The 23,031-nt window shown below is 62.2% G+C and carries 24 protein-coding genes and 1 tRNA gene; 10 read left to right on the top strand and 15 right to left on the bottom strand.

The annotated features are described in order from the left end of the window. Positions 1 to 28: 28 nt before the first annotated feature. Genes B0E50_RS09575 through rpiA form a run of 3 tightly spaced genes read left to right on the top strand, consistent with a single transcriptional unit; the run spans position 29 to position 1,791 of the window. The gene (locus B0E50_RS09575) at positions 29 to 649 is read left to right on the top strand and encodes a 5-formyltetrahydrofolate cyclo-ligase (protein ID WP_077440978.1); all 621 of its coding nucleotides are present in this window, start codon (positions 29 to 31) and stop codon (positions 647 to 649) included. Next, complete coding sequence (locus B0E50_RS09570; RefSeq protein ID WP_077440977.1) at positions 646 to 1,098, top strand: EVE domain-containing protein; 453 nt, start codon at positions 646 to 648, stop codon at positions 1,096 to 1,098. The genes B0E50_RS09575 and B0E50_RS09570 overlap by 4 nt, the downstream gene beginning before the upstream one ends. 51 nt (positions 1,099 to 1,149) lie before the next feature. Further along, positions 1,150 to 1,791, top strand: a complete 642-nt coding sequence (rpiA, locus tag B0E50_RS09565) for a ribose-5-phosphate isomerase RpiA (RefSeq protein ID WP_077440976.1) — start codon at positions 1,150 to 1,152, stop codon at positions 1,789 to 1,791. 79 nt (positions 1,792 to 1,870) lie between these two features. Here the strand turns inward: rpiA and B0E50_RS09560 are convergent, their stop codons facing one another. From B0E50_RS09560 to rplM, 4 genes are all read right to left on the bottom strand, one after another. Next, positions 1,871 to 3,769 carry a chloride channel protein gene (locus B0E50_RS09560; protein WP_077440975.1) on the bottom strand — a complete coding sequence of 633 codons (1,899 nt, stop codon included), beginning with the start codon at positions 3,767 to 3,769 and terminating at the stop codon, positions 1,871 to 1,873. 188 nt (positions 3,770 to 3,957) lie between these two features. After that, a tRNA-Gln gene (locus tag B0E50_RS09555) sits at positions 3,958 to 4,031 on the bottom strand. 12 nt (positions 4,032 to 4,043) lie between these two features. Next, entirely contained in the window at positions 4,044 to 4,436 is a 393-nt protein-coding gene (gene rpsI / locus B0E50_RS09550; RefSeq protein ID WP_077440974.1) for a 30S ribosomal protein S9, read from the bottom strand. A 9-nt stretch (positions 4,437 to 4,445) separates the two neighbouring features. Then, on the bottom strand, positions 4,446 to 4,874 hold the full coding sequence (rplM, locus tag B0E50_RS09545) for a 50S ribosomal protein L13 (protein WP_077440973.1): 429 nt from the start codon (positions 4,872 to 4,874) through the stop codon (positions 4,446 to 4,448). A gap of 175 nt (positions 4,875 to 5,049) precedes the next feature. On the opposite strand from rplM, the gene B0E50_RS09540 reads away from it, so the two are divergent. Together B0E50_RS09540 and coq7 are read left to right on the top strand one after the other, a co-directional pair. Further along, positions 5,050 to 6,255 carry a (Fe-S)-binding protein gene (locus B0E50_RS09540; RefSeq protein WP_254427241.1) on the top strand — a complete coding sequence of 402 codons (1,206 nt, stop codon included), beginning with the start codon at positions 5,050 to 5,052 and terminating at the stop codon, positions 6,253 to 6,255. Then, positions 6,252 to 6,893 carry a 2-polyprenyl-3-methyl-6-methoxy-1,4-benzoquinone monooxygenase gene (coq7, locus tag B0E50_RS09535; RefSeq protein WP_077440971.1) on the top strand — a complete coding sequence of 214 codons (642 nt, stop codon included), beginning with the start codon at positions 6,252 to 6,254 and terminating at the stop codon, positions 6,891 to 6,893. The genes B0E50_RS09540 and coq7 overlap by 4 nt, the downstream gene beginning before the upstream one ends. Before the next feature lie 113 nt (positions 6,894 to 7,006). On the opposite strand, the gene speD is transcribed toward coq7, so the two are convergent. Continuing rightward, the gene (speD, locus tag B0E50_RS09530; protein WP_077440970.1) at positions 7,007 to 7,792 is read right to left on the bottom strand and encodes an adenosylmethionine decarboxylase; all 786 of its coding nucleotides are present in this window, start codon (positions 7,790 to 7,792) and stop codon (positions 7,007 to 7,009) included. A gap of 285 nt (positions 7,793 to 8,077) precedes the next feature. On the opposite strand from speD, the gene crp reads away from it, so the two are divergent. Beyond that, a complete protein-coding gene (gene crp / locus B0E50_RS09525; protein WP_174575040.1) occupies positions 8,078 to 8,779 on the top strand; it encodes a cAMP-activated global transcriptional regulator CRP in 702 nt (233 codons plus the stop codon). A gap of 13 nt (positions 8,780 to 8,792) precedes the next feature. Here the strand turns inward: crp and B0E50_RS09520 are convergent, their stop codons facing one another. From B0E50_RS09520 to B0E50_RS09500, 5 genes are all read right to left on the bottom strand, one after another. After that, positions 8,793 to 9,311 (bottom strand): GNAT family N-acetyltransferase, encoded by a 519-nt coding sequence (locus B0E50_RS09520; protein WP_077440969.1) that lies wholly within the window; start codon positions 9,309 to 9,311, stop codon positions 8,793 to 8,795. A gap of 33 nt (positions 9,312 to 9,344) precedes the next feature. Next, the gene (locus tag B0E50_RS09515) at positions 9,345 to 10,019 is read right to left on the bottom strand and encodes an HAD family hydrolase (protein WP_254427254.1); all 675 of its coding nucleotides are present in this window, start codon (positions 10,017 to 10,019) and stop codon (positions 9,345 to 9,347) included. Between the two features lie 20 nt (positions 10,020 to 10,039). Further along, positions 10,040 to 10,834 carry an indole-3-glycerol phosphate synthase TrpC gene (gene trpC / locus B0E50_RS09510; RefSeq protein ID WP_077441341.1) on the bottom strand — a complete coding sequence of 265 codons (795 nt, stop codon included), beginning with the start codon at positions 10,832 to 10,834 and terminating at the stop codon, positions 10,040 to 10,042. A gap of 91 nt (positions 10,835 to 10,925) precedes the next feature. Further along, positions 10,926 to 12,002: an anthranilate phosphoribosyltransferase gene (gene trpD / locus B0E50_RS09505; RefSeq protein WP_077440968.1), complete on the bottom strand. Its 1,077-nt coding sequence runs from the start codon at positions 12,000 to 12,002 to the stop codon at positions 10,926 to 10,928. Continuing rightward, the gene (locus B0E50_RS09500) at positions 11,999 to 12,595 is read right to left on the bottom strand and encodes an aminodeoxychorismate/anthranilate synthase component II (protein WP_077440967.1); all 597 of its coding nucleotides are present in this window, start codon (positions 12,593 to 12,595) and stop codon (positions 11,999 to 12,001) included. The genes trpD and B0E50_RS09500 overlap by 4 nt, the downstream gene beginning before the upstream one ends. A 627-nt stretch (positions 12,596 to 13,222) precedes the next feature. Between B0E50_RS09500 and B0E50_RS09495 the strand changes: the two genes are divergently transcribed. Next, positions 13,223 to 14,500 carry a divalent metal cation transporter gene (locus tag B0E50_RS09495; RefSeq protein WP_077440966.1) on the top strand — a complete coding sequence of 426 codons (1,278 nt, stop codon included), beginning with the start codon at positions 13,223 to 13,225 and terminating at the stop codon, positions 14,498 to 14,500. 18 nt (positions 14,501 to 14,518) lie between these two features. Continuing rightward, positions 14,519 to 15,832, top strand: a complete 1,314-nt coding sequence (locus tag B0E50_RS09490; protein WP_077440965.1) for a carbohydrate porin — start codon at positions 14,519 to 14,521, stop codon at positions 15,830 to 15,832. Positions 15,833 to 15,988: 156 nt separating this feature from the next. On the opposite strand, the gene B0E50_RS09485 is transcribed toward B0E50_RS09490, so the two are convergent. From B0E50_RS09485 to B0E50_RS09475, 3 genes are read right to left on the bottom strand one after another with little or no spacing between them, the layout of a single operon-like run. Beyond that, entirely contained in the window at positions 15,989 to 16,678 is a 690-nt protein-coding gene (locus B0E50_RS09485) for a DUF488 domain-containing protein (RefSeq protein WP_254427240.1), read from the bottom strand. A 6-nt stretch (positions 16,679 to 16,684) separates the two neighbouring features. Beyond that, positions 16,685 to 16,897, bottom strand: a complete 213-nt coding sequence (locus B0E50_RS09480; RefSeq protein WP_077440963.1) for a DUF2945 domain-containing protein — start codon at positions 16,895 to 16,897, stop codon at positions 16,685 to 16,687. A gap of 20 nt (positions 16,898 to 16,917) precedes the next feature. After that, positions 16,918 to 19,251, bottom strand: coding sequence for a cbb3-type cytochrome c oxidase subunit I (locus B0E50_RS09475; RefSeq protein WP_254427239.1), 2,334 nt, complete (start codon positions 19,249 to 19,251; stop codon positions 16,918 to 16,920). Between the two features lie 563 nt (positions 19,252 to 19,814). On the opposite strand from B0E50_RS09475, the gene B0E50_RS09465 reads away from it, so the two are divergent. Then, positions 19,815 to 20,234: an H-NS histone family protein gene (locus tag B0E50_RS09465; protein WP_077440961.1), complete on the top strand. Its 420-nt coding sequence runs from the start codon at positions 19,815 to 19,817 to the stop codon at positions 20,232 to 20,234. A 261-nt stretch (positions 20,235 to 20,495) separates the two neighbouring features. On the opposite strand, the gene B0E50_RS09460 is transcribed toward B0E50_RS09465, so the two are convergent. Then, positions 20,496 to 20,684: a hypothetical protein gene (locus B0E50_RS09460; protein ID WP_077440960.1), complete on the bottom strand. Its 189-nt coding sequence runs from the start codon at positions 20,682 to 20,684 to the stop codon at positions 20,496 to 20,498. Beyond that, on the bottom strand, positions 20,681 to 21,013 hold the full coding sequence (locus B0E50_RS09455) for a hypothetical protein (protein WP_077440959.1): 333 nt from the start codon (positions 21,011 to 21,013) through the stop codon (positions 20,681 to 20,683). Before B0E50_RS09455 ends, B0E50_RS09460 begins: the two co-directional genes overlap by 4 nt. Before the next feature lie 80 nt (positions 21,014 to 21,093). On the opposite strand from B0E50_RS09455, the gene B0E50_RS09450 reads away from it, so the two are divergent. Continuing rightward, a complete protein-coding gene (locus B0E50_RS09450; protein ID WP_077440958.1) occupies positions 21,094 to 23,001 on the top strand; it encodes a chloride channel protein in 1,908 nt (635 codons plus the stop codon). The last annotated feature ends 30 nt before the right edge of the window (positions 23,002 to 23,031 follow it).

Genomic DNA, 23,031 nt, shown 5'->3' with positions numbered 1-23,031 from the left:
GCGGCTTTTCGATGGAGACGCGCGAAACGTGGACGCCACCGCCCAACGACGCGAGCTTCGCCAGCGCCTGGCCGACCAGCGTCGCGCCCTCAAGCCGCCCGAGCGCATCGCCGCCGCCCAGGGCCTGCGCCGCAGCCTTGAACAGCTGCCTGAATACCTCACCGATGCCCGTGTGGCGGGCTACTGGGCCAGCCATGGCGAGCTGCCGCTGAACCTGGTGATCCCGCCGCTGGCCACGCGCGGCCAGCAGTTCCTGCTGCCGGTGATCGGCAAGGGGAAGCGCCTGCGCTTCGCGCCGTGGCAGTCCGGCGAGGAGGTGCAGCCAAACCGTTACGGCATCCCCGAGCCGGTCGCGCCACGCGAACTGCTGGAGCCGTTTCAGCTCGATCTGGTGCTGGTGCCTCTGCTCGGCTTCGACCGGCTCGGCAACCGGCTCGGCCACGGCGGTGGCTATTACGACCGCAGCTTCGCGTTTCTCAACGAGCAGGTGCGCCCGACCGAGCCGCTGCTGGTCGGTATCGCCTACGCGTTCCAGGAATTGCCGCAAGTCGAAGAAGAAGCCTGGGACGTCCCGCTCGATTTCGTCGCCACCGAACGCGAACTGATCGACTGCACCCTCGCCCGTCAAAACAGTGAGACCAAACCATGAACCACTGGCTGATGAAATCCGAGCCCGATGCGTTCTCTATCGACGACCTGAAGCGCAAAAAGCGCGAAGCCTGGGACGGCGTGCGCAACTACCAGGCGCGCAACTACATGCGCGACGGCATGCGTCCCGGCGACAAGGTGTTCTTCTACCACTCCAACTGCGCCACGCCCGGCATCGTCGGCATCGCCGAGGTCGCCACCGATGCATACCCCGATCCCAGCCAGTTCGATCCCAAGAGCAAGTACTTCGATCCGGGCAGCTCGCGCGACAATCCGCGCTGGATGCTGGTCGACGTGAAATTCGTCAAGAAACTCAAGCGCACGATCAGCCTGGACGAACTCAAGGGCCACGATGCACTGGTCGAGATGCCACTGTTGCGCAAGGGCAACCGGCTGTCGGTGATGCCGGTCGACGCCGCCGACTGGACATACATCCTCGCGCTGGAATAAGCAGAACCTGCTGCCGCGTCCTGCACAAAACCACCTTACGGAACCGATCTCATGAGCAACCCGAACGAAAAACGCCAGGCCGGTGAGGCTGCGATCCGCTACGTCGAGGACGGCGCCATCGTCGGCGTCGGTACCGGTTCCACCGTGGCGTTCTTCATCGAGGCGCTGGCCGACCTGAAGGATCGCATCCAGGGCGCGGTATCCAGCTCGGAGCAGTCCACCGCGCAGCTGAAGCGGCTGGGCATTCCGGTGCTCGACCTCAACAGCGCCGGCCCGCTGACGATCTACATCGACGGCGCCGACGAGTGCGACCCGTACAAGCGCCTGATCAAGGGCGGCGGTGCCGCGCTGACCCGCGAGAAGATCGTCGCCGCGGCGAGCGAGAAATTCGTCTGCATCATCGACTCCAGCAAGCGGGTCGACCTGCTCGGCAAGTTCCCGGTACCGATCGAGGTGATCCCGATGGCGCGCAGCCTGATCGGCCGCGAGATCGTCAAGCGCGGCGGCCAGCCGGTATGGCGCGACGGCGTGGTCACCGACAACGGTAACTGGATCATCGACGTGCACGGCTGGCAGATCGCCGATCCGGCCGCGCTGGAGAGCGAGCTCAACCAGCTGCCCGGCATCGTCACCGTGGGCCTGTTTGCGCGCCGACCGGCCGATGTGGTGCTGATCGGCGACCAGGTGATGTAAGCCGGCGGCCGCGCGCCGCCATCACGAAAAACGGCCCATATGGGCCGTTTTTCATTTCTGCTGGATAGCTCTCGCGGAATTACGCCACGGGACGCGGCTTCAGGCCATCGCGGAAGCGCAGATGACGGGAAGACTTGCGTGCCTCGCGCAGACGACGGCCATGCGCGGACAGCAGGTCACCGCGGGTGATGATGCCGATCAGCGTATGCGGCTCGTCCTTGCTCAGCACGACCAGTCGGCCCACGCTCTCGGCCACCATGTGGTCGGCCGCCTCGCGCAATGAATGGCTCTCGTTCACCGCAATCAACGGCCGCGTCATCAACTCGCCCAGGGTCAAGGTGTAATGCCATTGCGGATCTAGCAGGGTCCGACGGGTCAGCACACCTTGCACGCGATCATTCTCGTCCAGCACCGGATAGCCTTGGTGCTGCGTCTCCGGCGCCTCTTCGGCCAGCCAGCGGCGCACTTCGGCCAACGCCTGGGTGGAGCGCAGGGTCACCACATCGCGCGTGCAGGCCTCGCCCACGCCGACCTGGTCGAGGTAGTCGGCCACATATTCGGACGGCACGCGCACCCCACGACGAACGATCTTCTCGGTCATGATGGTGTTGCGCATCATCAGTGCCGAGATCAGGTAGGCCGCGGTGCAGCCGCCGAGCAGTGGCAGCAGACCGGCCGGCTGGCCGGTGGTCTCAAACGCGAACACCACGGCGGTAAGCAGCGCCCGCGAGGCACCGGCGAAAATCGCCGCCATGCCGACCAGCGCAGCAATGCGCGGATCCACGCCAAACTGCGGTGCCACCGCCACGATGCCGAGGCCGATCAAGGCACCCAGCGCACCGCCAATGGTGAACAGCGGCGCCAGCGTACCGCCCGAGGTACCGCTGCCCAGCGCGATCGACCACGACACAAACTTCATCATGCACAGGAAGGCCAGTGTCGCCAGGGTCAGCCGGCCATTGATGATGTTCTCGATATTGGTATAGCCCACGCCCAGCGTCAGCGGCGCGTAGTAACCGATCAGGCCCACCACCAGGCCGCCGAGCGCCGGCCACCACATCCAATGGATCGGCAGTTTCTCGAACAGGTCCTCGATGCCGTACACGACTCGCGTGGTCCACACGCTGACCACGCCGATGATCGCGCCAATGATCACGTAGAGCAGCAACGCCATGCCGCCGGGCGCGGCCAGTACCGGCATCTGGAACACCGGCGCCGATCCCTGCAGCGCGTAACGTACGCCGGTGGCAGCCACACAGGCCAGCGCCACCGGGATCAGCGAGCGCGGGCGCAGCTCGAACAGCAGCAACTCGACCGCCAGCACCACCGCCGCGATCGGCGCGGAGAACACCGCTGCCATACCGGCCGCCGCACCGGCCGCCAAAAGCACCTTGCGCTCGCTGCCGGTCACCTTCAGCACTTGGCCGACGAACGAGCCCAGCGCACCGCCAGTGGCGATGATCGGGCCCTCGGCACCAAACGGACCACCGGTGCCGATCGCGATCGCCGAGGAGATCGGCTTCAGGAAGGTGATCCGCGGCGGGATCTTCGATTCGTTGAGCAACACCTGCTCCATCGCCTCGGGGATGCCGTGGCCGCGGATCGCGCGCGAGCCCCAGCGCGCCATCACGCCCACGATCACGCCACCGACCGCCGGAATGACCACCACCCACCAACCCAGGTGCGGCACCGCATCGGCCGGCGACGAGAATGCGGTGGACCAGCGGCCGTAGAACGCCAGGTTCGTCACCAGCCCGATCAATGCGGTCAGCAGTTTCGCGATCAGCGCCGCCAGTGCACCCAACACCACCGATACGGCGGTGATCCGCAACACGCGCCTGTCCACCAGGGTCGAGCGGCGCGGCATGCGTGCCGCCTCCAGGCTTGCGCTCATCGAAGGTGCCAGCGGCAGTGCGTCCGTGCTGCCCTCGGTGCGCACCTCCGGATGACCGGGTTCGTTCTCGTTCGCAGCAGCCATCCGTCCACTCGACGCGTCAAAGGTGGAAATTTTACGCTGCTGCGCTGCAGAACCGAAGGGCAGAAACCCCTGATTCAGCGCGAAATATCTTGCAACCGCATGCCATCGACAGAAACGAAAAAGCCCGCCGGAAGGCGGGCTTTTTGCCGTATCACCATGCATCACTGCGTGGTGTCGGGATCGGGATGTGGCAGCCCCGGATGGATTCGAACCACCGATGCCTGAGTCAGAGTCAGGTGCCTTACCGCTTGGCGACGGGGCTATGAAGCTGAGTTTAGCGCTTCGAGAACTGCGTGGCGCGACGTGCCTTGTGCAGACCGACCTTCTTGCGCTCGACTTCACGAGCGTCACGGGTCACGAAACCGGCCTTGCGCAGCGGCGACTTCAGGCTTTCGTCGTACTCGATCAGCGCGCGGGCGATACCCAGGCGGATTGCGCCGGCCTGACCGGTGATGCCGCCACCGGCGACCGTCACCTTGATGTCGAACTTGCCGGTGCTCTCGGTCAGCTCGAGCGGCTGGCGCACGATCATGCACGAGGTCTCGCGACCAAAGAACTGCTCGAGCGACTTGCCGTTGACTTCAATTGCGCCGGTGCCCTTGCGCAGGAACACGCGTGCGGCGGAGGTCTTGCGGCGGCCGGTGCCGTAATTCTGCTGGATCGTCATGATGATTCCTTAGAGTTCCAGCGCCTGCGGCTGCTGTGCGGTATGCGGATGCTCGGCACCGCCGTAGACCTTGAGCTTGCGGTACATCTCGCGGCCCAGCGGGTTCTTCGGCAGCATGCCCTTGACGGCGATCTCGATCACACGCTCCGGGTAGGTCGCCAGCAGGTCCTTCAGACTGGTGGTCTTCAGGTTGCCGATGTAACCGGTGAAGCGGTGGTACTTCTTGTCGTCCAGCTTGGCACCGGTGACGGCCACCTTCTGCGCGTTGATCACCACGATATAATCGCCGGTGTCGCAATGCGGGGTGTATTCCGGCTTGTGCTTGCCGCGCAGACGACGAGCGATTTCAGTCGACAGGCGACCGAGCGTCTTGTTCGTGGCATCAACCACGAACCAGTCGCGCTTGACGTTGTCTGCATTGGCGCTAAACGTTTTCATTTCAGAATACCTGTCTGCCGCCGTGAGGCGGTACGCATGGTTCAAGTGAGCATGCTTCGGTGGAACAAAGGCGCGAGATGATAGCGGAGCTGTCACCCATGGCGCAAGCCCACCGACCGGCGGGCTGTGAGCTGGCAATGATAGCATGATGACCATGCCGCTTGAAAAGTCCCCCATGCACGGACCCGCCGGCCGCGTTGCCATACTGGCCGATCAATGCGTGCAGTGCGGGCTGTGCCTGCCCGTTTGCCCCACCTATGCGCTGGACCGGAACGAAGCGGAGTCGCCGCGCGGCCGCATCGCGATCGCCTCCGCGCTGGCACGTGGACTGGCTGAACCGACGCGGGAACTGCGCGAGCACCTGGATCACTGCCTGGGCTGCCTGAACTGCGAAAAGGCATGTCCTGCCAACGTGAAGTATGGCGAACTGCTGATCGAAACTCGCGCCCTGCTGGGACCAGCACCACAACGCCCCCGCCAATTACTGAACCTGGCCGTGCGCCCCGTCCTGATGCGCATCTTGCGCCGGATCGCTGGATGGCTGGCACTGCCTCGCTGGAAAGGCTGGCTGGCGCGGCAACTGCCGGAAGCCTCGCCCTGGCATGCAGCCCTGTTGATCATGTCGGCCGACGCGCCGGCACCACCGGTGCAATCCGACAACCGGAACACGGGCCAGCCACGGCTGGCCCTGTTCCCCGGTTGCGTAGCCAGCGTCGATGATGCCGAGGCGCAGCAGGCAGCGGTCACCCTGCTGCAGGCCGTCGGCTTTCAGGTCAGCGTGCTGCCGGCCTTCTGCTGTGGCGCGATGGACCTGCACGGCGGCGCAACGCAGGGCGCCGAACAGGCCGCACGACGCGTGCGCCAGGCATGGGACACCAGCAGCGCGACCCAGCTGGTGTCGGTGACACCCGGCTGCCTCGGCACGCTGCGACGCGCGCTGCCGGGCGTGCCCGTGGCCGATCCGCTGGCGTTGCTGGCCACGCGCACCGAATCGCTGCAGTTCCGGCCATTGGCACAACGGGTCGCCGTGCATCTGCCCTGCACCCAGATCAACGTGGCGCGCAGTGACAGCACCCTGCTGCAGCTGCTGCGACGCGTACCCGAACTTGACGTGATGCCCATGCCACGACCGCCACACTGTTGCGGCGCAGCCGGCAGCCATCTGCTGGAATTTCCCGAGCGCGCCGCGCAATTGCGCGGCGCGACGCTGCAACAGGCCAGCACGCTGGATCCGCAGCAACTGTTGTCGTCCAATATTGGTTGTCGCCTGCATCTGGCCGCCGGCATCGAGGAACACGGCCTGCCTTGGCCTACCCGGCACCCGCTGAGCTTGCTGGCCCAGCAGCTGATCACCACCGAACCGAAACAGGAAAGCCCATGAATGTGCGTACGCTGACCCCGCTCGACCGCCTGCTGGCCGGCTGCGAACGTGCGCTGGAGGCGATTGCCGGGGCACCGCCGGCACAGCGCCCCTCGCCCGCCGCCGGCATCGCCGAAGTGGAGCTGGACGATGCCGAGCGCCGGCATGCCGCCGGCCTGATGCGGATCAACCACACCGGCGAGGTCTGCGCGCAGGCGCTGTATTTCGGCCAGGCCGCGCTGGCGCGCAACGCCGACAATCGCGAGCACCTGCTGCACGCCGCTGCTGAGGAAACCGACCACCTTGCCTGGTGCATGCAACGCCTGCAGCAGCTGGACAGCCGCCCCAGCCTGCTCAACCCGCTGTGGTACCTCGGCAGCTATGTGATCGGCGCGGCCGCCGCACTGGCCGGCGATCCGGTCAGCCTCGGCTTCGTGGTGGAAACCGAGCGTCAGGTGGAAGCGCACCTGGCCGAACACCTGGAAAAACTGCCCGCGCAGGACGAACGCTCGCGCGCCGTGCTGAGCCAGATGCAGGTCGATGAAATACGCCATGCGCAGGCGGCGCAGCAACGTGGTGGCACCGAACTGCCGTTCCCGCTGCCGCAGCTGATGCACTTCAGTTCGACGGTCATGAAGACGGTTGCATATCGCGTGTAGGAGCGCACCCTGTGCGCGATGCTCTGATGTTGATCGGAGCAAACAGCATCGCGCGCAAGGTGCGCTCCTATAAAAAAGGTCCAAGAAAAACCCGCCTTTCGGCGGGTTTTTCGTTACATCAGGTTGCGGCCGTGGAACAGTTCCTCGATCTCGCGTCGCAACAGCGACTCGATGCGCTGGCGCTCCTTGAACGACAGGTCATCGGCGTGCGAGTCGAACAGGTACGTATCCAGGTCGAAGTCCTTGATATGCATCTTCGTGTGGAACATGTTTTCCTGGTACACGTTGACGTCGAACATCTCGTACTTCTGGCGGATGTGCTTGGCCAGATAGTCCTGTACCGAATTGATCTTGTGGTCGATGAAATGCTTCTTGCCCTTGACGTCGCGGGTGAAGCCGCGCACGCGGTAGTCGCACACCACGATGTCCGACTCGAAGCTGTCGATCAGGTAGTTCAGGGCCTTCAGCGGCGAGATCACGCCGCAGGTGGCCACGTCGATATCCGCACGAAAGGTGGCGATGCCGTTGTGCGGATGCGTTTCCGGATAGGTGTGGACGGTGATGTGGCTCTTGTCCATGTGGGCAACCACGGCACCGGAGATGGTGTCGCGGCCGAGCTTCTCCAGCACCGGCTCCTCGGAGATCAGCATCGTCACCGAGGCGCCCTGCGGATCGTAGTCCTGGCGAGCGATGTTCAGGATGTTCGCGCCGATGATCTCGGCCACGTCGGTGAGGATCTGGGTCAGGCGGTCGGCGTCGTACTGGTCATCGATGTACTCGATGTAGTTGCGGCGCTGGTCTTCCGACACCGCGTAGCAGATGTCGTAGATGTTGAAGCTCAACGCCTTGGTCAGGTTGTTGAAACCCTGCAGGCGCAGACGGGGAAGCGGTTTGACCACGGCGGCTCTCCATGACCGGGCATCCGGTCAGCAGTAGAGGCGGGTTAGCGACAAGGGTCCCCGCAGAATGGTGTGAAGCACAGGCAGGTAGCCTGCACGACCCTTGTGAACGGCATGCGACAGATTCATCGCCGCCGGAAGACTGCGTAGTATGCGGCAAAACAATATGAAATTGAACCTTCGGTGAGCCGTCCGGGTTTGCCATAATGCCTCACTACAGGGGGGTTCACTGAGGCGTCTGCTGCGATTGCGGTGATCGCGGCGGTCAAGACAACCAATTCGGGGATAATCGTGGCGCAACTCAAATACCAGCTCCAACAGGCTTTCGAGCGTTCGCAGGCACCACTCGGTTTTGCGCCCGACCCAGCCTCGATGGAGCGATTTCTGGCGCTTTGCCATCGCCGCCGCTATCCCGGCAAGACCGCGATCATCCGCCCTGGCGACCCGGCCAATACGCTGTATTACGTCATCGAAGGCTCGCTGGCGGTATGCACCGAGGACGAACAGGGACGCGAGCTGATCCTTGCCTACATCAGCCGCGGCCAGTTCATCGGCGAGATGGGCCTGTTCGTGGAGCAGGCGCAGCGTGAATCGATGGTGCGCACGCGCACGGCCTGTGAAATGGCCGAAGTCAGCTACGAACGCCTGTTCCAGCTGATGGAGGGCCCGCTGCGCGAGGAGTGCCCGAAGATCCTGTTCGCGATCGGCTCGCAGCTCACCAACCGCCTGCTGCGCACCTCACGCCAAGTCAGCCGAATGGCGTTCATGGACGTCACCAACCGCATCTCGCGCACCCTGCTCGACCTGTGCCAGGAGCCGGACGCCATGACCCATCCGGACGGCACCCAGATCCGCATCTCGCGCCAGGAAGTGAGCCGCATCGTCGGCTGCTCGCGCGAAATGGTCGGCCGCGTGCTCAAGCAGCTGGAAGAGCAGCGGATGATCGATGTCTCCGGCAAGACCATCGTGGTACGCGGTACCCGCTAGAGATGCCCTGGCCTCACTGGGGTTGACGCGCCGGCGCAGCATCCTGTCCCGGCGCGTAGACCATGTAGACGTCCGCACGCGCATAGTGCGAACCGGCGCGCACCGTCGGTTGCAGCACGAAGCCGGCCTGCTCGTACATGTGCAGTGCCGTCTTCAGGCTGCTGTTGGACTCAAGGAACAGGGTATGACCGCAGCGCTGGTGGAATTCGGCGATCGCCGCATGCAGCAGCAGCCGGCCAGCACCCAGGCCACGAAACGACTCGTCCACGCCCATCTTGGAAAGTTCGTAGACGCCTGGCGCCTCGTGCAGCAGTGCGCAGGTGCCGATCACTGCGTCGCGCAGCCGGGCGAAGAAGATCGCCCCGCCGGGTGCCAGCACCGCATGCTCCGGATCGCGCAATACCTGCTCGTCGATCGGTTCGATCACGAAGTGCTTCTGCAGCCACGCTGCATTGAGCGTGTAGAAATACTCGCGCAGGCTCGGCTCGAACGGCACGATCTCGATCTGTGACGGCATCAACGTGGTGTGCATGGCCGGAATCTTCGGATGCAGCGGCAATGAACCTCAGAACCACTCGACGCGGGTGACCGCACGGCCGAGCGCCTTCTCGATCTTCTTGCACAACGTGGGCGTACCGTTGACCAGCACGGCTTCGGCGGCCAGCTTCAGCATCGGTGCGTCGTACATCGAATCGCCGTACGCCACCTGCCAGGCCGTGAGTCCGTGCTGCGCCAGCTTCTCGACCTTGCGCCGCCCCACGTTGTGCCACTGCGGCCGCATGCCAAGCCATCCACGACGCAACTGCGAGGCGAGCACTTCCAGGTCGACCAGCCCCAGCTGCTGCAGGATGCCGCTCACCAGTGCGTGCTCGCAACCAGTCACCACGATCACCCGGTCCCCGGCCACCTGATGACGGCGCAACGCCTGCAGGCCGTCACGGCAGAATTGCCGCGACCGTTGCACCAGGATGGCAGCGAACGCATTCGCGGCAGCCTGATAACGTTTCTCGCCCATCCCGAGCAGTGCAATGCGCACCAGTGTACGCAGCGGCAGGCGACGAGAGAGCGGCAGCTGCAGCAGCAATAGCGGTGAGCACAGCACGGCCAGCAATACTCGCCACGGCGCGCGCTTGTAACGCTCGCGCACGAACAGGTAGAACGCATCGCCGTGGATCAGCACGCCGTCGAAATCGAACAACACCACCCGCTGCGTCACCACTTCTGCGGTCACCACCTCCATCTCCCCCGTTGGCATGATGGTCACGGCGTGGCGAACAACCGTCGCAGCTCGCTGCCGGGATCCTCGGCACGCATGAACGCCTCGCCGATCAGGAACGCCTGGATGCCGCCTTCGCGCAGGCGCGCCACGTCTTCCGGTGTGTGGATGCCCGATTCGGCGACCAGCACGCGGTCGTACTCGATCATGGCCTGCAGTGCCAGCGAGGTTTCCAGCGAGGTCTCGAAGTTGCGCAGGTTGCGGTTGTTGACGCCGATCAGCGGCACCGGCAACGCCAGCGCGCGCTCCATCTCTTCCTCGTTGTGCACTTCGCACAGCACGTCCAGATCGAGTTCGGCCGCCAGCAGCGACAGCTGCAGCAGCGCATCGTCTTCCAGTGCGGCAACGATCAGCAGGATGCAGTCGGCACCAATCGCGCGCGCCTCGTACACCTGGTACGGATCGATGATGAAGTCCTTGCGCAGCAGCGGCAGCGAACACGCCGCGTGTGCCTGCTGCAGGAAGGCCTCGCTGCCCTGGAAGAAATCACTGTCGGTCAGCACCGACAGGCAGGCGGCACCAGCGGCCTCATAGCTCTTCGCGATGGCGGTGGGGTCGAAGTCTGCACGGATCACCCCCTTGCTCGGGCTGGCTTTCTTCACCTCGGCGATCACGGCCGGCAAGCCTGCAGCGATCTTCGCCTCGATCGCCGCAGCGAAACCACGGGTATCGGGCTGCTCGGCAATGCGCGCCATCAGTTCGGTCAACGGCAGCTTGGCCTGGCGTTCGGCAATCTCTTCCGCCTTGCGGGCAAGAATGCGATTGAGGATGTCGGTCATGGCATCTCGCTCGTTCGTGTAGAAGCGCATCCTATGCGCGATTGCGATGTCGTGTCGTCAACGCGATGAACACGCCCTCTTCAGCGTGCCGTCACTTCGATCCGGCAAGCCGCCGGGTGACCGCCACAAAGGCCTGCATTTTCGCATGCGCGGCGCCGCTGGCAATCGTGACACGGGCAAGCTCGATGCCATCGTCAATGGACGGCACGACATCGGCTGCATAAAGTGCTGCACCGGCGTTCAGGCAGACGATGTCGTGAGGTATGCCGCGGCGGCCTTCCAGCGCTTCCAGCAGCATCGCCTTCGACTCGTCCACGTTCTCCACCCGCAGGTTGCGGCTGGAGGCCATTGCCAGCCCGAAATCCTCCGGCTCGAGCTCGTACTCATGCACCACGCCATGGCGCAGCTCGCCGACCAGGGTGGCCGCACCCAGCGAAACCTCGTCCATGCCGTCGCGCCCCCACACCACCAGCGCATGTTGTGCGCCAAGCTGCTGCAACACGCGCACCTGGATGCCGACCAGGTCGGGGTGGAACACGCCCATCAGGATGTTCGGTGCATTGGCCGGGTTGGTCAGCGGGCCGAGGATGTTGAACAGCGTGCGCACGCCCATTTCCTTGCGCACGGGTGCCACCACCTTCATCGCCGGATGATGGTTCGGCGCGAACATGAAGCCGATCCCGGTCTCGGCCATGCATTCGGCCACCTGCGCCGGCTTCAGGTCGATCGACGCACCGAGCACCTCCAGCACGTCCGCACTGCCGGACTTCGACGACACGCTGCGGCCGCCATGTTTGGCGACGCGCGCCCCCGCCGCCGCCGCGACAAACATCGACGCGGTCGAGATGTTGAAGCTGGAGGCTCCGTCACCGCCGGTGCCGACGATATCCAGCAGATGCTCGTTGCTACCGGTGACCGGCACCTTCTCGGACAGCTCGCGCATCACGCGCGCCGCGCCGGTGATCTCGCCCACGGTTTCCTTCTTCACGCGCAGGCCGGTCATGATCGCCGCGGTCATCAGCGGGCTCACCTCACCGCGCATGATCTGACGCATCAGCGCGATCATCTCGTCGTGGAAGATCTCGCGGTGCTCGATCGTGCGCTGCAGGGCTTCCTGCGGCGTGATCGTGATGTCACGGCCGCCTTTGCCAGTCACATCCGCGCTCATGCTGCCAGCTTCAGCGGCAGGCCGAGGAAATTGCGCAGCAAGTCGTGGCCATGCTGGGTGAGGATCGATTCGGGATGGAACTGCACGCCCTCGACCGGCAACGCCTTGTGGCGCAGGCCCATGATCTCGTCGATCGAGCCGTCCGGATTCTCCGTCCAGGCGGTAACCTCAAGACAGTCCGGCAGCGACGACTGCTCGACCACCAGCGAGTGGTAGCGCGTCGCCTCGAACGGATCCGGCAAGCCGGTAAACACACCCTGCCCGCGATGACGCACCGGCGAGGTTTTGCCGTGCATGATCTGCTTGGCGCGAATCACCTTGCCGCCGAAGACCTGGCCGATCGCCTGGTGGCCGAGGCATACGCCGAACACCGGAATCTCGCCGGCCAGCTCGCTCAGCACACTCAGCGACACGCCCGAGTCGTCCGGTGTGCCCGGCCCCGGCGAGATCATGATGTGCGAGGGCTTCAGCGCACGGATGCCCGCTATATCCAGCGCATCATTGCGCACCACCTTCACCTGCTGCCCCAGTTCACCCAGGTACTGCACGAGGTTGAAGGTGAAGCTGTCGTAGTTGTCGATCATTAGCAGCATTTGCGATGCATCCAATTGACTTATATAGTTATTTATCTTCGGATATCACACCAATACCCGCACGGATACCCTCAAATTCTGTTGATACCGCGAGCAGATCCCAGGAACGCGCTAGGCGCCCATTTTTGCATGTATCGATGCCTTGTCGAACAAAGCAGCAGTTGGTCGCATCGCCAAGCAGGTCCCTTCATTCACCTATGAAATCGGGCCACTACCAGAACGCCGAGCGATGCAGCAGCAGCGGGCCAGCGACCTGCGCCGCACACCGCCCAGCACTGGTGCATCTTCGACAACACGGCGCTGGGGCATGCGACGTCCAATGCGCTGGACATGATCGATTACTTGTGGAACGACGAACCGACGGCCTGACGTTCACCTCGCATCGGCGCCACGGGTCGCACAGTTCTTCCCACGACGTCGGAGAGAGTCATGCCGGAAGGCCCGTCCATATGGATTCTGCGTGAAGAAGCGGCGGCATTCGCCGGTCAGACCATCCGTCGCGCGTTGAACCAAGATCCACCCTAGAACTCGGCCCTTGCTCACAGCCGAAAGATGTCAACTTCAGAGCCGACCACATTGGCACCGCACTAACGCGCGGTGCGGAAGCCGTTGGATAGAGGGCGCCCCTTGAACGACTCATCGGCCAACAAATCCAAGCCATCTCTACTGCGAAAATTGAGCGCGGGCTTGATCACAGGGGCAGCGGACGATGATCCAAGCGGGATTGCCACTTACTCGCAAGTCGGTGCTGCCTTCGGCTATGCCACGATCTGGAGCCTCTTCCTTGCGATGCCGCTGATGATCGCCATTCAGGCGATCAGCGCGCGGATTGGCTGCGCCACGGGCAAGGGATTGTCCAGCAGCATGCGCAAGTACTACCCACGCCCTTGGGCGTATGGGCTGGTGTTCTCTGTATTGGTCGCCAATGTGATCAACCTGGCCGCCGACATCGGTGCGATGGGAGCGGCGCTGAAACTGCTGATCGGCGGCCCGGCCGTGTTGTATGCGGCAGGTTTCGCGATTGTGTCTTTGCTGCTGCAGATGTATGTGCCGTTCTCCCGGTATTCGCCCATCCTCAAAGTTCTCACACTTAGTCTTTTCGCCTATGTGGCGACCGTCTTCGTCATCCATGTGCCCTGGGGTGACGTGGTGAAAGGTATCGTTGTGCCGAAGGTGCGACTCAACGCCAAGTACGCCGTCGCTATCGTTGCCGTGCTCGGCACAACCATCAGCCCCTATCTTTTCTTCTGGCAAGCGGCTCAGGAGGCCGAGGAAATCCGCGATGACGATGACCGCCATTCATTAAAGGCGGATCCATCGAAAGGCCCCGAACAAATCGAACGTATTACCGTCGACACGACGATCGGGATGGTGTTCTCCAACATCGTGGCTATTTTCATCATCTTGACGGCCTCCGTCGTACTGCATGCGCACGGAAAGACGGACATTCAGTCAGCATCGGACGCTGCCCAAGCACTGCGCCCCCTCGCCGGGCGATTTGCCTTTGGACTGTTTGCTGCGGGCATTATTGGCACAGGCCTCCTTGCCGTGCCCGTCCTTGCGGGATCTTCCGCCTTCGCGGCCGCAGGTGCTCTGGGGTACCGCAGTGGGCTTGAGTACAAGCCACATGAAGCCAAGTTCTTTTATGGCGTTCTCGTCTTCGCTAGCCTCGTGGGTATCGCGCTCAATTTCACGCCCATAGATCCCATCAAGGCGCTCTATTGGTGCGCCGTGATCAATGGCGTCGCGGCCGTGCCGATGATGATCATGATCATGCTGCTGGCCATGAATAAAAAGGTGATGGGCCAATTCACCCTCAACACATCGCTCAAAGTGTGGGGGTGGATCGCCACGGGAGTGATGACAGCGGCCGCAGTCGTGATGTTCGTCACGTGGGGCCAATGAGTGAATCGATACGCAACAATGATTGTTGCGACAGTTGTTGTATCCGCCTGCATGAGCGATGCGTCTGCCGACGACGTCACGTATTTTGTGCCGCAGTTGCTCGGCGCGCAGTACACGTTCATCACACAGATCCAAAACAGCTTGCACTCTCCCTATAGCGGTCCCCTCAGCCTCAATCCGCGAGGAGATCATGCTCGTTCCCACACGTTTGGCGCCTACTTTGGGGTGCCAATGACCTCGCGTTTCGCGGCGTACCTGGACGTTGAAATGTTCCGGGGTGAAGCTGTCAGCCACAGCACAGGACTGGCCGGCTTGACCAATGGCGATGTGATCCGCGGTGGTGGTGGCACTCTCGGGCGCGGGGCTTACGTTGCGCGTGCCTTCCTTACGTACGACATCCCACTTGGGGATAAAACCACGAAGGTCAAACGGAAGATGGATCAATTACCGGGCGATCAGGCTGACGATCGCCTGAGCTTCAAGTTGGGGCTCATGGCGGTAAACGACGACTTCGACCAAAGCCGATATGGAAATTCGACGCGAACCCAGTTCATGAACTGGAGCCTGTTTAACAGTCCAGCTTGGGATTTCGCGGCTGACACGCGTGGTTACACCGTCGGTGGTCTCGTGACTTACGTGACCGGCCCCTGGACTTGGCGCTACGGCGTGTATCAGATGCCCACGCAGGCCAACGGGCCAAACTTGGAAGGTCCCATCGGTCGGGCAAATGGCCAGAACGCGCAGGTGACTTGGCAGCATGATCCCAAAAGTGCCAGCGTGTGGCTGCTCGCATTTCAAAATAAGGCACGGATGGGCATCTACGACGACGCTTTGCTTCGAGCTGAAGAAACGGGCAGCGTTCCAAACATCCGCGCGGATGACCAAAACGGTCGGTATAAATACGGAGCAGCGGCCGGCATTGATGTTCCACTCGCCGACGATGGAGACACGGGTCTGTTCGGACGTGTCGCGTGGAACGACGGAAAGACGGAGTCATTCGCCTTCACCGAAGCGGACCGCAGTGCCAGCATGGGCGTACAGCTTGCCGGAACAGAGTGGGATCGTCCAAAGGATCGAGTTGCGATTGCCTTTGCGGTGAACGGGCTTTCGCCGGAGCATCGAAACTACCTGGCAGCAGGTGGATCCGGCTTCACCTTGGGAGACGGGCGATTGAACTACAGCACCGAGCAGATCGGAGAGGCGTACTACGATCTTGCAGTCACATCCTTTGCGTTCGTGACGGCAGATATCCAACTTATTCACAATCCCGGATACAACCGAGACCGAGGACCAGCGCGGGTTGTGGGTTTGCGTGTCCATTTGGAGTACTGATCGATCGAAACGACGGTATGAATCCCTGACTACATAGGCCGACTTTCACCCGCACGTTGCGCGACAGAATGGCCTCCTACTCTTCGCAAGGAGACTTCTGCAGTTGAACTGATGGCTACGGCACACTGTCATAGCAGTCTCCGAGACTAGGGCTGTTCAAGGCGTAGCGTAGCTCAGCCGTCCGCGCACGATGCGTGCAGGTGATGTCATGGGATGTATGACCTCATGTCTTGCGTCAAGGATGTGCACGACCGCAATACCGCGCACGCATAGCGCGTCGGCGATCATCGAGCGATGACAGCGCCACCAGACCGCTTCCGCACACATGACGGCGCTGCGCGCGTGGCTCGCCAACTCCAGCAACTGCATCAGGCCCTGCGCGAATTCGGGACTGGCCATGTAGTCGGCATAGCCGCGAAACGACGCATTTCGCCAAGCTGTATTGAGCGAGTCGGCCGATGCACCTCGACGGCCGCCAAGCGCCTCTAGCCAGTGATAACCGATCGCGTGTTCCGCGAGCGTCAGCGCGAGCGCCTGATTGCCATATTGCGGATTTTTCCTCGAACCGGGGAAGCGACGCACGTCGACGATAGTCTCGATGCGGTATTCGTCGAGCAAACATAGAAACTCATCGATCGGCCGCGTTGAATGCCCAATCGTCCAGATCGTCGCGACGGCCGCCATCTTCGTAGCTGCTTTTTTCCGCACGACTGTGCGTTTGATGGGTGTGATCGCCTTCGAGCGAGCAGTCATTTTCCCGACGGCCGATCTCTGTCCGGAAACAGCCTTTTTCCTGACGGAAGACACCCCGCTGGCGTTGTCCTGTTGGCTGATCGAACGCAACATGGGCTCTCAGCTGATCTTGTGCAGTGCCGCGCCCTTATGCATGGCAATGTGTTCGGTCTTGTCGCTCTTGATCTCGTACTGCGGTTCGTCGACGCTGGCGTGATGCGTATAACCCTTGTAGTCAGTGTCCTTCGTGTGGACGTTGATGATTTTTCCGCTCACGTGCCCCGTTTCCGAATTCCAGCGTACGTGGTTACCTACCTTGAATGTCGTGGCCATTCGAATGAATCCTCCTCAGGTTATTCAAGACTTGAAACGGACGCTTGCATCGTAGGACCCCGCGTTACGCGCATGCCAAGATAGGCCTTGATCGCAGCGATCGACAGCGGTACGGCGCCGAAGATGATGAACACCAGGTCGCCCGGGAGACGCAGCCATTCGATCAGGCGTGCCGTGTCGGTGCCGGTATAGGCGAGGCTGCGTGCGTGCCAGTAACCGTGTTGCACCACATCCCACACCTGCAGCACGCCGCCGGGGAACATGCTCAGCGCCACCATCAGCAACAGGCCGATATTGGTGCCCCAGAAGCCGACCTTGATGTATTTCTCGATGCCGGGCCAGCGAGTGTCATCGGTGGTCTGGCGAAGCACGAACACCATCAGGGCGATCGCCAGCATGCCGAACACGCCCATCATCGCGGCGTGGCCATGGTTGGGCGTGAGGATGGTGCCGACTTCGTAATAGCTGATGATCGGCAGGTTGATCAGGAAGCCGAACACGCCGGCACCGAGGAAATTCCAGAAACCCACCGCAATAAGGAAATAAAACGTCCATTTGTGCGGCACGGCGATCGACCGGTCGCAGATGTCGCAGTCGCCGCGAGTGGTGCGCACGAAATCCCAGGCATCCAATGTCAGTAAGGTCAGCGGCACCACTTCGAGTACCGAGAACATCGCCGACATCGCCATGTTGATCTGGCTCTGGCCGGTGAAGTACCAGTGGTGGCCGGTACCGATGAGACCGCCACCGAAATACAGGATGGCATCCAGGTAAATCACCCGAAGCGCGGTGTTGCGCCGGGTCAGGCCGAGCTGGAAGAACGTCAGTGCGACTACCGTAGTGGCGAAGAACTCGAAGAAGCCTTCCACCCATAGATGGATGATCCAGAAGCGCCAGGTGTCGACCACCGTGAAGTTGGTCTTGGCACCAAAGAACAGCGCCGGCAGATAGAACATCGGAATTGCCAGTGCCGCGTAGAGGAACATCCGCGCCAGCGGTCTTGCCTCTGGATTGGCTACCGTGCGTGGCCGTGCCAGCCACCACAGCATGGCGAACCAGCCGAGTAGCCCGACCACCATGAGGTATTGCCAGAAGCGGCCGATTTCCAGGTATTCCCAGCCCTGATTGCCGAACCAGAACCACCAGTTGCCCAACCATCCGGACAGGCCGGCCCATTCTCCAAGCAGGCTGGCGCCAATGACCAGCACAAACGCGGCAAACAGCACGTGGATGGCGGGCGCCAGCCAGCGTGGCTCATCGGCGCGCAGCGAACGCCCCAGAAATAGTGCAGCTGCGACGTAGGCCGTGGCGATCCAGAAAATGGCCGTCTGCAGATGCCAGATGCGCAACAGATTGCTGGGGAAGATCTTCTCCAGTTGGAAGCCATAGAAGCTGACTGGGTCGGCGCGAAAATGCGCGACCGCTCCGCCCACCAAGGTCTGCATCAGGAACAGCAGCATCACCACCACGAAAAACTTCACCAGCGCCCGTTGACCGTGACTGGCCTGTCCCGGAATCACCTGTGGGTGCACATGATGGCCACGGGTAACCCAGCCCAGATAATCGAATTTGCCGAAGGCCAGCAGTACCGCACCAATGCCACCCAGCAGCACCACGAGACTCAATGCGCTCCACAGCAAAGCCCCCGGTGGTGGCCGATTGCCGACCTCGGGGTCATAGGGAAAGTTATTGGTATAGGAGTAGTTGCTACCCGGCCGATCGGCGACCGAGGCCCATGCCGCCCAGGTAATGAACGCAGTGAGCTGGTGCAACTCGACCGGATCGGTGATCAGGTCAGGCTTAAGTCCACCATTCCCTGCCGGATCGTGAAAATAGTCCTTCCAGTGGGCGATCTGCTGGCGATAGGCGGCTGCTTCCGCTGCGGTTACCTGCAGCGTGTCGCTGGCAGCGTCAAAGCGGTTGGTCTTCAGCGTCACCGCGACTTGCGCGCGGGTCGCTGCGGTCTGCATCGGCGTCAACTCGGCCAGCGGCTTGCCATATTGCTGCTGCGCCAGCGCGGTGGCGGTGTCGTCACCGATCTCGTGCAGTGCCTCGGCAGAATAGTCGGGCCCGAGATAGGCACCGTGCCCCCAGATCGTGCCGTTGTCCATCAAACCGTAGCGCAGGAACAGCGCCTGGCCGTTGCTGATGTCATTGCCGGTGAACAGTGTGGTGCCGCTGGGATCCTTTACCTGACCGGGTACCGGCGGTGCGTTGCGATAAGCCAGTAGGGTGATTGCAAGCAAGGCAGCAAAGCCGAACACCAGCACGATCAATACCGAACGAACCCACCAGGGCGATAGTGGGGATTCTTCGGGTTCGTTCTTCGGCTGCGCGGCTTCGGCCATGGCCATGATCATTCCCCCAGACGGATTGGAAGTATCGTGGCGTGTCGAGTCTGACTCGCTTGGCGATGCTGCAACCTGTTGAGGTTACTTCGGAACTATGTGACGACGGCGTGCAGCCTATAGGTTACATCAGCGATCGACGAACTTAAGGTCAGCTCGGCAGTGATGCGTTGGACTCACGTCTATTGTACGGCCTAGTTGCGTATGACGAATTGCTTAAGTACGCGAACACATAGATCTCAGCAATTGATGTATCAAGTGACTACATCTGCGCCTCCATGTCCTTAGGGAGAGATGTGCAAGGACAGTCCTGCCGATCGAATGCAATTTCAGACCTATCAGCGCATGGAGAGTAGCGAAAAGTCCTCTCGATAGAGCTGATGCCTTCATTCTCAGAATAGTCGTTGCAGTGATGCATTGAGAAGGTTTCAACGTAGATCTCGCGCATCCGTCTTAGGTATCGCGCTGCTCGGTCGAGTTGCTCCATGGATTCACGTGGGCTCCTGCGTGGTGACAGCCTGTAGACTGCAATCCCGCATTCTTTGCTCTAAACCCAGAAAGGACCATTGATGGCAATCGATCTAAAGTCGCTGTCGCCGAAAGAACTCCAAGCCCTCATCGCAGGCGCGCACGCCCAGATGCAGGAAGCCCGCGGCAATATGATTCAAGATGTTCGAAAAAAAATTGATGCTCTGCTAAAGCTCAGTGGCTTGAGCCTAGCCGAGGTTTATCCAACCCTTGGTGGCAAGAAAACGTCCAGCAAGAAAGGGATCGGCTCGGTTGCACCAAAGTATCGCAACCCTTCTGGTCCTTCCGAGACCTGGTCTGGTCGAGGTCGGCAACCACTCTGGTTTGCCGAGGCCATCAAGAAACGGGGTGTGACGGCAGAAAGCTTACTGATAGGCAGCGCACCGAAGGCTGCCCCAACCGCAAAGGCCTCCAAAAAGATGGCCAAAAAGTCTGCTCGAAAGAAAGTCTCGAAAGGCTAACGACCAAGTCTAACCGTGATCAACAAGCCCCCAGGAACCTTTCCTTGTGGGGCTTTTCTTTGACCTATGTCGGAGACGCTGTTCATAGCGCTCCATAGCCATCGTCTTCAGTGACGTTCAGAGCGAACCCTTGTTCGACCGGCGCGAGGATCTGACGGCGCAATCGGTGACCCTCTGCATTGAGCATGAAGCAGGCGTTGGCGCACAACAGCCAAGACCTGAAGAGTCTGTGTGCCGCTCCACTTGGCCAGGTCGCCTCAGTTAACAGAATACTCTGGCGCGTAATCGCACCCGCTTCTGCACTGACAGCTCGACGAAAAGCTCGACACCGCCGTTCTGCCGCAGGTCGAGGATGAGTGCGTTGGTTCCGGCCAGCAGCGACACGACCGAGTCATATGCAGCGCCGACCACTTCCGCGTGACCGAAGCCACGAAGATCCAGATAGCTCACGTGCGGCTGATTCCAAAACTCTCGCTGGCCATGGCTGGCCGTAGCTCCGCAATATGTTTGACGAGTGCTACTTTGTCTTCCTGTCGCGGCGCAAGCGGAAAACCCGGTGCGAAGTTAACCCGAAGATGCCGGTCTTTGCCGATGGACTCCAAGTCCATGCTCAACGCCTCGGCAAATGCCGTCATAGTGTTGGCTCTGCGGTAATCGCCGTGCGCATCCTTGGCCGCGAGCGCAGCAGCTGTACGGGTGGCGACGTCCGGGAAGCGTGGCGGTGGGTCATATTCGCCGCGCTGAGCCAACAGCAGGGAGCGAGCTTCTTCACTCCTCACCCCTCCACCCGCAAAAACCTACCCCTTCGGTTCTTCAAACCGCCAGCGTAAAATCCCCGCTTTCACCTCGCGATAAACCAATGACCTCCGAAACTGACAAGCCGGCGGCCCCTCCGGGCGTGCGCCTAGAAGGCAGCACCGATGCCTTACCACTGTCACCTTCGCTGGGCGTGACGCTCGACGCCACGCGCATGCCACGCCGCTCCACCCTGGTGGATCGTCGCGTATTGCGCATCACCGTGGTGGCCGTGCTGCTGGGCATCGCCGCTGCCTTCATCGCACGACTCCTCACTTCGCTGATCGGGCTGGTAACGAACCTGGCGTTCTACGGCCGGCTGTCGACGACATTCAGCTCGCCAGCCGATAACCATCTGGGACTGTGGGTGATCGCGGTGCCGGTGATCGGTGGCCTGATCGTCGGCGTGATGGCGCGCTGGGGTTCGCGTGCGATCCGCGGCCACGGCATCCCGGAGGCGATGGAGCAGGTGCTGCTGAATGAGTCGAAGATCCCGCCGCGGATCACGTTCCTGAAGCCGATTTCCTCGGCGATCGCGATCGGTACCGGCGGCCCGTTCGGTGCGGAAGGCCCGATTATCGCCACCGGTGGCGCGCTTGGTTCGTTCGTCGGCCAGTTGTTGCATGTGACTGGCGCCGAACGCAAGGTGCTACTGGCCGCCGGTGCGGCGGCGGGCATGGCGGCGGTGTTCGGTTCGCCGATTGCGGCGGTGGTGCTGGCCATTGAATTGCTGCTGTTCGAGCTGCGTCCGCGCTCGCTGATCCCGGTGGCGCTGGCTTGTGTTGCCGCTACTGGCGTGCGCTATGCCACGGTAGGTTCGGCACCGGTATTCGCGATGCCCACACTGGCTGCACCGGGTCTCATGGCGTTGCTTTCCTATGTTGTCATCGGCGCGTTGCTGGGTCTTATCAGCGTGGGCGTGACGCGGATCGTCTACGGCATCGAGGATGTGTTCGAGAAGCTGCCGATCCACTGGATGTGGTGGCCGGCGATCGGTGGTGTCGCGGTGGGCGTGATCGGCTATTTCGCGCCGCTGACGCTGGGTGTGGGCTACAGCAACATCGAGGACATCGTGTCCGGCCAACTCACCCTGCATGCGCTGGCATTTCTGTGCGTGATGAAGTTCCTGTCGTGGTCGATTGCGCTGGGCAGCGGCACCTCCGGCGGAACGTTGGCGCCGTTATTCACCATCGGCGGTGCGCTGGGTGCGCTGATCGGCATGGGTCTCGCCGTGCTGGCGCCGCAGTTCGGCGTCGACCCGCGCATCGCCGCCCTGGTCGGCATGGCGGCGATCTTCGCCGGCTCCGCGCGTGCGCTGCTCACCGCGGTGGTGTTCGCGTTCGAGACCACCGGCCAGCCGGCGGGCCTGCTGCCGCTGCTCGGCGGCTGCACCGCGGCCTACCTGATCTCCGCGTTGCTGATGCGCAATACCATCATGACCGAGAAAATCGCCCGTCGCGGTGTGCGCGTGCCGGCCGAATATGCGGCCGATTATCTCGATCAGGTGGTGGTTCGCGATGCCTGCACGCACGAGGTGGTGACTCTGAGTACCACGCAGACGCTGGCCGAGGTGCGCCGCTGGTTCAACGAAGGCCTGCCCGACATGCAGCACCAAGGCTATCCGGTCATCGACGACAAGGGTCATGTGCGTGGCGTGCTGACCCGTCGCACGCTGCTGGATCCGCAGTGGCACTACACGTTGTCGCTGGGCGAGCTGGTGCTGCGCGAACCGATCGTGGTGAAGGAAAACCATTCGCTGCGCGAGGCCGCCGATCACATGGTGGCGCACAACGTCGGCCGCCTGATCGTGGTGGGCGACGAGGCGCCGCACGCGCTGGTCGGCATCCTCACCCGTGGCGATATTCTCACGGCGCATGGGCAACGCCTGCAGGAAGCACGCAAGTCTGGGCGCTATCTGCATTTCCGCAAGGGGCGTGTGGTGAAGCGTCCGGTCAAGCCGGCAGGCGTCTGAGCGTTTACAGGCGGCGTCGGTCGTTGACTG

It is taken from the genome of Rhodanobacter sp. C01 (assembly GCF_002001045.1).
GTDB lineage: Bacteria > Pseudomonadota > Gammaproteobacteria > Xanthomonadales > Rhodanobacteraceae > Rhodanobacter.
The sequence above is the reverse complement of the archived record's forward strand: the minus strand, read 5'-3'. Positions and strand labels throughout refer to the sequence as shown.